We start from the raw sequence: 13,136 nt of genomic DNA, 5'->3' as shown, positions 1-13,136 counted from the left end.
GAATAATACGGACGAAGGAGGAAGCGGTATGAGTGAGCTTATTCGACATTTACCGGCAATTGCACTCAGAGGAATGACAATTCTTCCGGATATGATCGTACATTTTGATGTAAGCAGAGAAAAATCGATCAAGGCTACGGAAGTAGCCATGCTCCAGGATCAGAATATTTTCCTGATCGCGCAGAGGGACGCGGAAGCGGAAGAACCGAAGCAGGATCAGCTCTATAAAATCGGGATCATAGCGGTGATCAAACAGATCATTAAGCTGCCCAACAATATACTGCGGGTGCTGGTAGAGGGAATCGAACGCGCGGAGCTGTCATATCTGGAAACCGATGGCGAGTATCTGAAGGCTGAGGTGATCCGGTTTGATACGGAGGAATTGGAAGAGATTCCCGGGAACAGCCAGGAAGCCATGGTCCGGAACTTAAAAGAGATCTTCGGGCAGTACGCGATGGAGAATCCAAAGCTTGGGAAAGAATTGATCAAGCAGCTGCTGGAAATTGCAGATCTGAAACGGCTGGTGGACCAGATTTCCATCAATATCCCGTTATATTATGAAGAAAAACAGAAGATTCTGGAAGCGGTCAACTTAACGGCCAGATATGAGCTGCTGAGTGTCATTCTGAGCAATGAGGTGGAGATCAGTAAAATTAAAAATGATCTCCAGCAGAAGGTGAAAGAACGCATTGATAAAAATCAGAGAGATTACATTCTCCGGGAGCAGTTAAAGCTGATCCGGGAGGAACTGGGCGAGGATAATACGGTTTCCGATGCGGACCGCTTTGCCGAGGAACTGGAGACATTAACGGCTCGGGACTCCGTCAAGGAAAAGATCCAAAAGGAAATCCAGCGATTTAAAAACAGCGGGCAGAATTCTTCGGAGTCCGCCGTACAGCGGGCTTACATTGAGACCCTGCTGGAAATGCCCTGGGATAAGAAGTCTGAGGACAAAGAAGATATCAAAAACGCAAAACAGATTCTGGAGGAGGATCACTACGGCCTGGAGAAGGTCAAGGAACGGGTGCTGGAATTCCTGGCCGTCCGCAAGCTGACCCAAAAGGGCGACAGCCCGATTCTGTGCCTGGTGGGTCCTCCCGGAACCGGGAAAACATCCATCGCCAGATCTGTGGCCAGAGCCCTGGACAAGCAGTATGTCCGGATCTGTCTGGGCGGCGTGCGGGATGAGGCGGAGATCCGGGGACACCGCCGGACCTATATCGGCGCCATGCCGGGCAGAATCGCTGCCGGCCTTCGGCAGGCGGGAGTGAAGAATCCGCTGATGCTGCTGGATGAGATCGATAAGGTGAGCAGTGATTATAAAGGGGACACCTCCTCCGCACTTTTGGAGGTGCTGGATTCTGAGCAGAACTGCCACTTCCGGGATCATTATGTGGAAATTCCCATCGATCTGTCCGAAGTGTTGTTTATTGCCACAGCCAACGATGTGAACGCGATCCCAAGGCCCCTGTTGGACCGTATGGAACTGATCGAGGTGGGCAGCTATACGGAAAATGAAAAGCTGCACATCGCAAAAGAACATCTGTACCGGAAACAGTTGGAGAAACACGGTCTGACTCCGGAGCTTCTGACCATCAGCGACGGCGCTTACAATAAGATGGCCCGCGGCTATACCAGAGAGGCCGGTGTGCGTAATCTGGAACGGAAGATCGGTGAGATCTGCCGGAAAGCGGCCAGGGAGATCATGGAAGACCATAAAAAGATGGTCCGGATCACGGAGAATAATCTGGGCAAGTACCTGGGAAAAGAGCGCTTTGTCTTTGACATGGCCAATGAAACCGATGAGATCGGTATCGCCAGAGGCCTGGCCTGGACCAGCGTGGGCGGTGACACCCTCCAGATCGAGGTCAATATCATGCCGGGCAAAGGAGAATTCCGTCTGACCGGTCAGATGGGCGATGTGATGAAGGAATCCGCCCAGGCGGGAATCAGTTTCCTGCGCTCCATCAGCAAAGAATATAAGATTTCAGATGATTTCTTTAAGAAAAATGATATCCATATACATATCCCGGAAGGGGCGGTTCCCAAGGACGGTCCCTCCGCGGGTATTACCATGGCGACGGCGATGCTCTCCGCCATGACGAAGATCCCGGTCCGGGCCGATGTGGCTATGACCGGTGAGATCACACTGCGGGGCAGGGTGCTTCCGGTCGGCGGATTAAAGGAGAAGATCCTGGCCGCGAAAAATGCCGGAATTAAGATGGTACTGGTGCCGGCTAAGAACAAACGGGATATCGCGGAGATAGCCCAGGAAATCAAGAAGGGCATCGATATCCGGTATGTGGAAAATATGACGGAAGTATTGGAATATGCCCTTGCAAAGTAGGTGAGACAGCCCATGATTATTAAAAATGTAAGTCTGGAAACCGTCTGTGGAATCACCAGCAAGGTGCCCGAAACGGATAAGCCGGAGATCGCCTTTGCGGGCAAATCCAATGTGGGGAAATCCTCCCTGATCAACGGCCTGATGAACCGAAAGGCCCTGGCCAGGACTTCCTCATCGCCGGGAAAAACGCAGACCATTAATTTCTATAATATCAACGATCAGATGTATCTGGTGGATCTGCCCGGCTATGGTTACGCGAAAGTATCCCGGGCGGAGCAGGAAAAATGGGGGAAGATGATCGAGCGTTATCTCCACGGTTCGAAGCAGTTAAAGGCGGTGTTCCTGCTGATCGATATCCGTCATGATCCGTCGGCCAATGACCGGATGATGTACGACTGGATCAACCATCAGGGATTTCAGCCCATTATCATTGCCACGAAGCTGGACAAGATTAAAAGAAGCCAGCTGCAAAAACAAGTCAAGCTGATCCGCACCGGTCTTGGAGTGCCGGAGCAGGTACCGGTTCTTCCCTATTCCTCGCTGACGAAACAGGGTAAGGAAGAGATCTGGGAGTATATGGAGCAATTCATCAATGAAGAATAAATATGTATTTACAGGAATCCTGCTGGCGATGATCACTGCGATCAGCGCCGCGGTGATTCATTTTACCACAATTACAGAAGAGCCGCATGAGGAAAGGGAGGGAACACTTGAGGTGGTCACCTCCTTTTATCCTATGTATATCGCGGCTGAAAATGTCATCGGGGATATCCCCGGCGTACGTCTTACGAATATGACCAGGCCCCGGACCGGCTGTCTCCATGACTATCAGCTGTCCCCGGAAGATATGCAGACTTTGTCCGGCGCGGATGCGTTTATCATCAATGGCGGCGGGATCGAGAGCTTTCTGGACACAGTGCTGAAAAATTACCCTGAGCTGCCGGTGATCACAGCCAGCGACGGGGTAGCCATGCTTGAGGTAAAAACGTTCGGAATATCCGGGACGGAGGCAGACATGGATAAAGGGCATGACCATGGGGACAGGAATCCTCATGTGTGGATGGATGTGTCCAAATATATGCAGGAAGTGGATAACATTGCAAAGGGACTTGCAGCCCTGGACCCGGCTCATGCGGATCAGTACCGCCAAAATGCGGATATGTACTGCAAAAAGCTGGAACCGCTCCAGACGGAAGCAAAAGAGATCACCCGGGAGGCCGGGCAGACCAATATTATTATTTTCCATGACTCTTTTGCCTATTTTGCGGACGCGTACGGGTTACAGGTAGCGGATGTCATCGAGCTTGAAGAGGATAATACCCTGAGCGCCGGCCAGCTGGCCCATCTGCTGCAGGTGATCAAAGAAAAAGACGTAAAAATGCTGTTTGTGGAGAAACAGTACAGCACGAAGGTGGCCGAGGCAGTTGCAAAAGAAAGCGGCACCAGGGTATATGTCCTGGATTCCCTGGTCACGGGGGATGGGAATCCCGACAGCTATATCCAGGGTATGGAAGAAAATCTGGCAGTATTAAGGGAGGCGCTGTAATTCATGGGAATACACACAGAGCCCTGCGGCCTGCACTGTATAAAAATGAATCATATCGGTGTGGTCCGGGGAGGAAAAGTGATCCTGGAGGATATCAATATCCATATTCACTGTGGAAAATTAAATGTCATCATAGGCAAAAACGGCGCGGGTAAATCCACACTGGTCAAAGCAATGTTAGGAGAGATCCCCCACACCGGCGAGATCGTATTTACGAACCAGGAAAACGGGCAGGTACAGAGCCTGCACATCGGTTATGTCCCCCAGAGTATAAATATCGACAAAAACACCCCCACCAGCGTATATGATCTGATCGCGGGTTTTTCAAGCCTGGTCCCGGTTTTCTTAAAAAAGAGCCGGAGAGAGTATGAAAGAATCCGGGAGCAGCTGTCTAACTTTCAGGTGGAACACCTGATCGATGAGCAGGTCTGCAATCTGTCCGGCGGGGAGCTTCAGCGGGTGCTTTTAGCCCTGGCGACGATCCAGGAGCCGGACCTGCTGATCCTGGACGAGCCTGCCTCCGGCATCGATCAAAACGGTATGGCCAAATTCTACCGTACGATCTATGACTACAAAAACAATCATGATCTGGCTATTATTCTGGTATCCCATGATCTGGAATATGTGGCTGAATATGCCGACGAAGTAATTCTTCTGGACACCAGAATCTTAAAAGACGGCCCGCCTGCGGAGGTATTCGAAAGCGATGAATTCCGGGGCGTATTCGGAGCCGTACGCTATCAATTAGAACAGGAGGATGCGAAATGATCTATGAACTGCTGGAATCCGTCCTGCCTTTTTCCTGGGTACAATATGATTTTATGAAGCAGGCTTTTCTGGCCATCCTGCTGATCACCCCTCTGTTCGGTATCCTGGGTACCATGATAGTAAATCACAAAATGGCCTTTTTTTCCGACGCTCTGGGGCACTCCGCCCTGACCGGTGTAGCTGTCGGCGTCCTGTTCGGGATACCGGACACCAACCTTGCCATGCTGATCTTTGCGGTACTCTTTGCTCTCGCACTGAACCAGATTAAGAGCAGAAACCTGATGGCAACGGATACGGTCATTTCAGTGTTCTCCTCTTTCAGCATTGCCGTGGGCCTGGTTATCCTGGCCCAGGGAGGTAATTTCAGCAAATATTCGAGCCTGCTGGTTGGGGATATCTTAAGCATAACCCCCCGGGAAATCCTCTACCTGGTCCTGCTGCTCATAGGAACACTGATTTTCTGGATTCTTTGTTCTAACCAGCTGAACTCCATCAGCATCAACCGTTCCCTCGCCGCCAGCCGGGGAATCCGGGTAAAACTGATCGAAAATCTCTTCGCAGTCTGCATCGCAGTGATCGTCATGCTCTCCATCAAGTGGGTGGGAATCCTGATCATCAATGCGCTTTTAATCCTGCCCGCGGCCTCTGCCCGGAACATCTCTGAAAATATGCGGGAGTACCATTTCTTCTCCATTTTGTTCTCCCTGTTCTCCGGCATTGTGGGGCTCATTATATCCTATTATGTGAATACGGCTACCGGGCCAACGATTGTCATCATCGCGTCGGTGATCTTCTTCGCTACGTACTTCTATTCACGGCATGGAAAGTAGTTTGGAAAGTAGCGGGGCAGCTTTCTCTTGTAGCGGCCATGGTTCTCTGATAAAATAAGAGGGAAGAAATCGTTATCGAACAGTTCTAAAATTTCGATTGTTGTAATATAACTTACAAGATAGACAAGCTTTTCGCTGACTATTTTTCATGCGCCGCGCATAAGTACCTAACCCGGATTCAACGGAACCGAAATTTTGCCATTTTGCGCACAAAATCATTTATAAGTACCTAAAATACGGGCATAAAGTGCTCATAGCGAAAAATAGGATAGCTATCATAATTGGTGTGGGGAAGGATAAGGTTATGAATAAGGCCACAAAATACTTCAAGACGATATTGAATCTGCTGATTTGGATTGTGGGAATTGTGCTGCTGTGCTATTTTGCCCCGAGGCTGATCGTATTCTTCATGCCGCTGGTCATAGGATGGATCATTGCGATGATCGCGAATCCCCTGGTGCGGCTGCTGGAGCGCAGGCTGAAGATCGTACGCAAGCATGGCTCCATGCTGATCATTATCGGGACTCTGGCGCTGGTGGTGCTGGTTGGCTATCTGGCCATATCAAAAATTATCACCGAGCTGGGAAGTTTTGTCGGAAATCTGCCTGAAATGTATGAATCGGTATCCATGGATTTTGCGGAAGCGGGGCAGAAGCTTTCCGTTTTTTTCCAAAAACTGCCGCAGGACGTACAGGATTGGTGGGCGGAGGTGTCTGCTGATTTTGGCAGTTACGTAAGCGGGATCATGCAGGGAATCGGCAAGCCTACCGTGGCGGCTGCGGGGAATATCGCAAGGAATCTTCCGTCTGTGCTGATTTCCATTATTTTTGCTGTGTTATCCGCCTATTTCTTCATTGCCGACCGGGAGAGAATCCTGGCATTTTTCCGACGCCATACGCCTCAGGCCATCCAGAAGAAAGTGGACATGATTACCGGGGATTTTAAGCATATACTGGGCGGATATTTCAAAGCGCAGTTCAAAATTATGGGAATCGTGGCACTGATTTTGTTTATCGGATTCGTATTCCTGGGAGTCAACTATGCGATAATCTTTGCGATACTTATTGCTGTTCTGGACTTTTTACCATTCTTTGGTACAGGAACGGCGCTGATCCCCTGGGCGTTATTTAAAATCTTAACCTCGGATTACCGGATGGCCATTGGCCTGCTGATCATCTATGGCGTGAGCCAGCTGATCCGCCAGCTGATCCAGCCGAAGATGGTGGGGGATTCCGTGGGGCTGGATCCGCTGATGACCCTGTTATTCATGTTCCTGGGATACCGGTTAGACGGGGTGCTGGGGATGATTCTGGCTGTCCCGCTGGGCCTGATTATCCTGAACCTGTATAAAGCAGGGATCTTTGATGATCTGATCCGGGATGTAAAAAGCCTGGTGGATGATTTTAATACGTTCCGCAAAAATTAATTACGAAAGATTAGGAGAGGACGCAATGATATACACAGTAACTTTCAATCCATCATTAGATTATATCGTATGGGTTCCGAATCTGGCAGAGGGAGCCACCAACCGGTCGGAAGCGCAGGCGCTGTATCCGGGGGGAAAGGGAATCAATGTGTCGATCATGCTGTCTAATCTGGGATATGCCAGCAAAGCTCTTGGGTTTTCGGCAGGATTCACTGGAAGAGAAATAGAACGGCTGCTGGCAGAAAACGGCTGTGACGCGGAATTCATTCCGCTGCAGAGCGGGAATTCCAGGATCAATATAAAAATCAAGTCCGGGGAAGAAACCGAAATCAACGGCCAGGGTCCCCATATTCCATCGGAAGCTCTGGATGCGCTGTTCCAAAGGCTGGATGCCTGCGGCCCGGAGGATATCCTGGTATTAGCCGGAAGCATACCGAATTCCCTGCCCACCGACATCTACGAACAGATCATGCGCAGACTGCAGGACCGCAAAACGCGTATAGTGGTAGACGCCACGGGGGATCTTTTAAAAAATGCGTTAAAATACCATCCGTTCCTGGTAAAACCAAATGCCGCGGAGCTGGAAGAGCTCTGCGGCATCCGGTGTGACACGATGGATAAAATCAAGCAGGGAGCGATCCGGATACAACAGGATGGCGCCCTTAACGTACTGGTATCCCTGGGAAAAGATGGTGCTCTTCTCATAGACGGCCAAGGGCGGTTCCACGCCTCCCCGGCCCCATCCGGCATATTGGTAAATTCTGTTGGTTCCGGGGACTCTATGGTAGCCGGATTCCTGGCCGGGTATCTGAAAGAACAGGACTACGCCGCCGCGTTTCGCATGGGCATCGCTGCGGGAAGCGCTACCGCCTTCCGGGATTGGCTGGCCACAAAAGATCAGGTTCTCAAAGCGTATCAGGAACTGCAGCGGTTACTTTTTCAAACATCTCCTGAATCTCCCGGTTAATCCCCCGGACCGTCTCCTTATTCACCTTAAGCACGGCACGATCATAAGTAAACAGGCCGTTGATCTCATCCTCCACATCGCTGACCTGGGTGTATACGGCTGCGCTCAGCCCCAGTTCCACGTTGGCCAGCACCGCTTCCCGGTAAAGCTTCTCATAAGCTTTTGTCAGTTCCTCCCGGCTCTTCAGAATCCGGTACCCAAACAGCCGTCTGGACACCATGTGCTTCCGGCAGGGCCAGCTATACCCCCCGAATTCCGTCAGCGCCTGAATACGTCCGCATGGATCTTTCTTCATCCGGAACCGCTTATTATACACATGATAACTGCGGATGTCCCCCGCTCCCTGATCATACCAGCCGCTGGCATGATCGATCAGCCTGGTGGGGTCCAGCTTGTGCAGAGCCTGTGTGATCCGTACCGCGTCAAACTGTCCCCAGCCTTCATTAAAAGGGACCCAGACAGCCAGACTCACCACATTATACAGGGCCTTAACCGTATCCCTCATATTCTTTTCAAATATTCTGCGTCCCAGAGGATCTCTTCTCCCCAGCATCTTGTACCGGTTATCCTTCACCTCCACACCCAAAAACGGAAGATTCCGGACCGCCCAGATATCAAAAGGCCCTCCTCCGCTGACAAAATCCTGCCATACAAAAAGCCCCAGCCGATCACAGTGATAATACCACCGCATAGGCTCGATCTTTATATGTTTACGGAGCATGTTAAAGCCCAGCGCCTTCACCCGACTCAGCTCCTCCACAATGGCCTCATCCGACGGCGCCGTATAAAGCCCGTCGCTAAAATACCCCTGATCCAGCAGTCCGTTATGGAAAACCGGCCGTCCATTTAACGCCAGCCTGGGACAGCCTTTTTCATCCACCGCGATTCCGAACTTACGCATCCCAAAGTAGCTTTCCACGCAGTCCTCACCTACGGTCAAAATAACCCGGTAGAGAAACGGAGATTCCGGGCTCCAGCTCTTAAATTCCGGAACCGCCACCCGGAACCGGTTACTCTGAAACTTCTCCCGCACCACCGCCGTGTCCCCGTCAAAAATCTCCACCAACACTTCCGAAGGCGGCAGATGATCCTGAAAAAACAGAGTAAAATCTACACACCCCTCATCATAGCGAGGAGTAATCTTCAGATCCCGAATATAGACTTCCGGCACATACTCCGCCCAGACCGTCTGCCAGATCCCGCTCTGGGGAGTATACCAGATTCCGCCCCGCTCCATTCGCTGCTTCCCGTAAGCCTGCAGTCCGCCATCCGATTCATCCGTAACCGCCAGCTGAATCAGATTCGCCCCATCCTTCAAAAATTCCGTAATATCCAGGGAAAACGGCCAATAACCGCCCTCATGCGTCCCCACGGTATTCCCATTGCAATACACGGTACAGCACTGATCCACCGCTCCAAAGTGAAGCAGAACCCGCTCCTTGTCCACCGCGTCAAAAGGTACCTTCTTCGAATACCACAAAGTCTGGCCCGGTTCAAGCATTCTTCCCACGCCCGACAGAGCGCTCTCCGGCGAAAACGGCACCACGATCTCCCCGTCAAACCGATCGGGAATCCTCCCCGGCACCCCATCCAGAATCGCGTACTCCCACACCCCATTCAAATTCTGCCAATGCCCGCGCATCAGCTGCGGCCGTGGATGCTCCGGCAGCGGACACTCCCGGTCCACCTTTTTCCCCCACTTCGTATATAGCGTTCTCAAGCCATCCAAATTTTCACCCATACCGCGTCATCCCTTCCATCGACATATTTATAAAACTAATATCCAACCGAAAATCTACCGAAATCATAAAAACCTATAATCCAGATAAATCTGAACTTGACCAAAAACCTTATAAAAAACTAAGTTAGACAATGAAACATTATAGTAATAATTATAATCTTACTATAAAACTATATTCATAACAACCCACTCCAGGGCTCATTTTTATTGATTGACCAACATATCAGCCAACCCTAAAACACCTTCAGCAAAGCAGCAGGTACAAAATTCCGGCCTCAACAGTACAAAATTCCTACTTGCAAAGTAAAAATCGGTTTGTTATACTAGGTACGTATATCTGGTTATAATTGAAATAAGCGGGGGCCCCCTCCCGCGATTTTCGGGTCTAAGATCTCAAATTTATTGAGTGTGGAAGGTTCAATAGGACTAGTGTACGGACATGCTCATATCCTAACTATCAACACTGCCTCTTTCGTCATCTGCCGCGTTGCCGTCAGTCGGCGATGCCTTGCCAAGTGACGAAATTATCAGCGCTGTTAGTTAGGACATGAACAGGTCGGCACACCAGCACCGGTCCCAGATAACTGGTGCACACACGAATTGGACTGCCTGCGTTTGATAGGCAAGAAATCTGGAAAGTTGAAGGCAGATAAACTGCCGGGTGATAAGATGAGTCAGGTTATGAATATTTTGGGATTGCAGATTATGGACTACAGCGCACAGGAAGCTTTGGAGCTGGTAAAAGAATATCTGGAAAATGACTGTCTGAACAGCCTGGAGCTATTGACACCGGAGCTCTTTGTCGCAGCGGACGAAGACCCGGAATTAAAAGAGGCGATCAGGTCTATGGATCTGTGTATGGCCAGAGAAAAAGAGATTCTCAGTATACTGGAGATGCCGGACCCGCAGCGGGTGCAGGAGATCGAGGATAACGTATTCCTGCGGGAACTGATCAAAATGCTGCAAAGCGAGCATAAAAGTCTGTTCTTACTGACGAATACAGAAATGGAACTTGAAAAATTTTACGAATACATGGCAGAACATCATCCTATGGTTAATATTGTGGGCAGCTGCGCCACGGATACGAATACCGGGGATGAGGATGTCATAGTGAACGAGATTAACAGTGTTGTGCCGGATGTGGTAATGGCGGCATTAAATTCTCCTTTTCAGGAAGAGTTCGTGATCAGGAATAAGCAGAAGATCAATGCGAAAGTGTGGGTCGGTTTGGGAAAAAGCCAGAATGGGATGAGTGATACAGGAATAAAAACCAGCTGGCTGAGCAAACTGATTGAGAAGAGCATTTTCAAGAGAAGGGTCACGAAGTACCGAGATCAGGAAAAGGAGAATCAGGAAGAATGAATAAGAGAAGTGCCTGGGTGGATTATCTGCTGATCCTGGCAGGTACGGGGCTTATGGCGGTGGCCATTAATGTGATCTATGATCCCAATGGCCTGGTTACCGGCGGTTTCACAGGTATCGCCATAATAGCCAAGGAAATGACAGGGCCGCTGCTGAAAGGCGGTATCCCTCTTTGGCTTACGAACCTTTGCCTGAATATTCCGGTTTTTCTGCTGGCGGCGAAAATAAAAGGAGTCCGCTATATAGGAAGAACGCTGTTTGCTACCGTCGCTCTCTCCGCGTGGCTGTATGTGATTCCGGTATTCAGCCTGATGATCGATGACCTGGTCCTGGCGTCTTTGTTCGGCGGCGTGATCAGTGGGATCGGAATCGGCCTGGTGTTCCTGGCCAGGGCCACTACAGGCGGAACCGATATGGTGGCTGCCCTGATCCAGCACTATATGCCCCATTATACCATCGCCCAGATCATGCAGGTGGTGGACGCGCTGGTTGTGCTGGTGGGCGCGTATGTATTCGGAATCAGCAAGGCATTGTATGCGGTAATCGCGATTTTTGTGGTTTCCAGAATGTCGGACGGAATTATAGAAGGATTAAAATTCTCAAAAGCGGCATTTATTATAACGGAGCATCAAAAAGAGGTCTCGGATATGATTATGAGCGAGCTGGACAGAGGGCTGACCGGCGTTCCGGCCAAGGGGATGTACTCGGGGGCGGATAAGCTGATGCTATTCTGTGTGGTCTCCAAAAAAGAGATCGTGCAGCTCAAACAAATCGTGGTCAAAACGGACCCTAACGCTTTCGTAATTGTGACAGATGCCCGTGAAGTGCTGGGGGAAGGGTTCCTGGAAGTGCATTTGTGAACTGTGTATACCACAAAAAAACAGTTTTACCATAAAAAAGTTGAGGAAATGCATAAAAAAATTCGTATTTCCTCTTTCTTTTTTTGTAATATTGCATTAATATATATGTTAGGTTACTTTTGAATCGCGGGGAATCTTGTGGGCGCTTTGTGAAAAATAACTATATCATGTAGAAGGAGTGAAGCAGATGATATCCAACCAGATACTTCAGAACACAATTGAAGGGTTGAAAGCAATTACCAGAATTGATTTATGCATCGTAGATACGGAAGGGAAACCATTGGCTACGACGTTTGCGGGGGCGGAAGTCTATGAGAACGCTGTACTGGCGTTTGTGGAATCCCCGGCAGATGCCCAGGTAGTACAGGGGTGCCAGTTTTTCAAGGTCTTTGATGACCAGCAGTTAGAGTACATATTACTTGCAAACGGCGGCAGTGACGACGTCTATATGGTTGGGAAAATCGCTGCATTCCAGATTCAAAACCTTTTAGTAGCCTACAAGGAACGTTTTGACAAGGATAATTTTATCAAGAACCTGCTGCTGGATAACCTGCTGTTGGTCGATATCTATAACAGGGCCAAGAAGCTGCACATTGAAACAGACGTGCGCAGGGTGGTCTTTATCGTGGAGACCGATCATGAGAAGGATAATAATGTCATGGAAAATATCCGCGGCCTGTTTGGAACGAAATCCAAAGACTTCGTAACGGCAGTGGATGAAAAAAATGTGATCGTGGTCAAAGAAGTGGCTGTCAACGAAGGATACGAGGATCTGGATAAAACCGCCAAGATGATCCTGGATCTTCTGACTGCGCAGGGAGAGACCGATGTGCACATCGCATACGGTACTGTGGTCAATGAACTCAAAGAGGTATCCCGCTCCTATAAGGAAGCGCGGATGGCTCTGGACGTGGGCAAGATTTTCTTTGACGAGAAAGATATTATTGCATACAGCGCGCTGGGGATCGGCCGTCTGATTTATCAGCTGCCTATTCCGCTGTGCAAGATGTTTATCAAGGAGATATTTGACGGCAAATCACCGGATGATTTTGACGAAGAGACACTGACAACCATCAACAAATTTTTCGAGAACAGCCTGAATGTTTCCGAGACTTCCAGACAGCTGTATATCCACCGGAACACGCTGGTATACCGTCTGGATAAACTGCAGAAGAGTACCGGACTGGACCTTCGGGTGTTTGAGGATGCCATCACCTTTAAGATCGCACTGATGGTTGTAAAATACATGAAGTATATGGAGTCGATAAATTACTAATCAGATACAGGAG

General features: G+C 49.7%; 11 protein-coding genes. 10 read left to right on the top strand and 1 reads right to left on the bottom strand.

Annotated features, from left to right (window positions below; genetic code table 11):
• Positions 1–28: 28 nt before the first annotated feature.
• The 7 genes from lon (at position 29) to pfkB (ending at position 7,884) form a co-directional block, all read left to right on the top strand.
• On the top strand, positions 29–2,347 hold the full coding sequence (gene lon / locus ABC831_RS18290) for an endopeptidase La (RefSeq protein WP_343249524.1): 2,319 nt from the start codon (positions 29–31) through the stop codon (positions 2,345–2,347).
• 12 nt (positions 2,348–2,359) lie between these two features.
• Positions 2,360–2,950, top strand: coding sequence for a ribosome biogenesis GTP-binding protein YihA/YsxC (yihA, locus tag ABC831_RS18285; protein WP_343249523.1), 591 nt, complete (start codon positions 2,360–2,362; stop codon positions 2,948–2,950).
• Positions 2,940–3,893: a metal ABC transporter substrate-binding protein gene (locus tag ABC831_RS18280; protein WP_343249522.1), complete on the top strand. Its 954-nt coding sequence runs from the start codon at positions 2,940–2,942 to the stop codon at positions 3,891–3,893. The genes yihA and ABC831_RS18280 overlap by 11 nt, the downstream gene beginning before the upstream one ends.
• Before the next feature lie 3 nt (positions 3,894–3,896).
• Entirely contained in the window at positions 3,897–4,661 is a 765-nt protein-coding gene (locus tag ABC831_RS18275) for a metal ABC transporter ATP-binding protein (RefSeq protein WP_343249521.1), read from the top strand.
• Complete coding sequence (locus tag ABC831_RS18270; RefSeq protein WP_343249520.1) at positions 4,658–5,491, top strand: metal ABC transporter permease; 834 nt, start codon at positions 4,658–4,660, stop codon at positions 5,489–5,491. The genes ABC831_RS18275 and ABC831_RS18270 overlap by 4 nt, the downstream gene beginning before the upstream one ends.
• A 304-nt stretch (positions 5,492–5,795) precedes the next feature.
• Complete coding sequence (ytvI, locus tag ABC831_RS18265) at positions 5,796–6,917, top strand: sporulation integral membrane protein YtvI (RefSeq protein ID WP_343249519.1); 1,122 nt, start codon at positions 5,796–5,798, stop codon at positions 6,915–6,917.
• A gap of 25 nt (positions 6,918–6,942) precedes the next feature.
• Positions 6,943–7,884, top strand: a complete 942-nt coding sequence (gene pfkB, locus ABC831_RS18260) for a 1-phosphofructokinase (protein WP_343249518.1) — start codon at positions 6,943–6,945, stop codon at positions 7,882–7,884.
• Here pfkB and ABC831_RS18255 read toward each other — a convergent pair.
• Positions 7,823–9,625, bottom strand: a complete 1,803-nt coding sequence (locus ABC831_RS18255) for a glycoside hydrolase family 2 protein (RefSeq protein ID WP_343249517.1) — start codon at positions 9,623–9,625, stop codon at positions 7,823–7,825. The genes pfkB and ABC831_RS18255 overlap by 62 nt on opposite strands.
• A 639-nt stretch (positions 9,626–10,264) precedes the next feature.
• Between ABC831_RS18255 and ABC831_RS18250 the strand changes: the two genes are divergently transcribed.
• The 3 genes from ABC831_RS18250 (at position 10,265) to ABC831_RS18240 (ending at position 13,123) form a co-directional block, all read left to right on the top strand.
• The gene (locus ABC831_RS18250) at positions 10,265–10,987 is read left to right on the top strand and encodes a WecB/TagA/CpsF family glycosyltransferase (RefSeq protein ID WP_343249516.1); all 723 of its coding nucleotides are present in this window, start codon (positions 10,265–10,267) and stop codon (positions 10,985–10,987) included.
• Positions 10,984–11,847 (top strand): YitT family protein, encoded by an 864-nt coding sequence (locus tag ABC831_RS18245; RefSeq protein ID WP_343249514.1) that lies wholly within the window; start codon positions 10,984–10,986, stop codon positions 11,845–11,847. Before ABC831_RS18250 ends, ABC831_RS18245 begins: the two co-directional genes overlap by 4 nt.
• 187 nt (positions 11,848–12,034) lie before the next feature.
• Positions 12,035–13,123, top strand: a complete 1,089-nt coding sequence (locus tag ABC831_RS18240; RefSeq protein WP_343249513.1) for a PucR family transcriptional regulator — start codon at positions 12,035–12,037, stop codon at positions 13,121–13,123.
• Positions 13,124–13,136 lie beyond the last annotated feature (13 nt).

The organism is Diplocloster hominis, assembly GCF_032380655.1.
Classification (GTDB): Bacteria; Bacillota; Clostridia; order Lachnospirales; family Lachnospiraceae; genus Diplocloster; species Diplocloster hominis.
The sequence above is the reverse complement of the archived record's forward strand: the minus strand, read 5'-3'. Positions and strand labels throughout refer to the sequence as shown.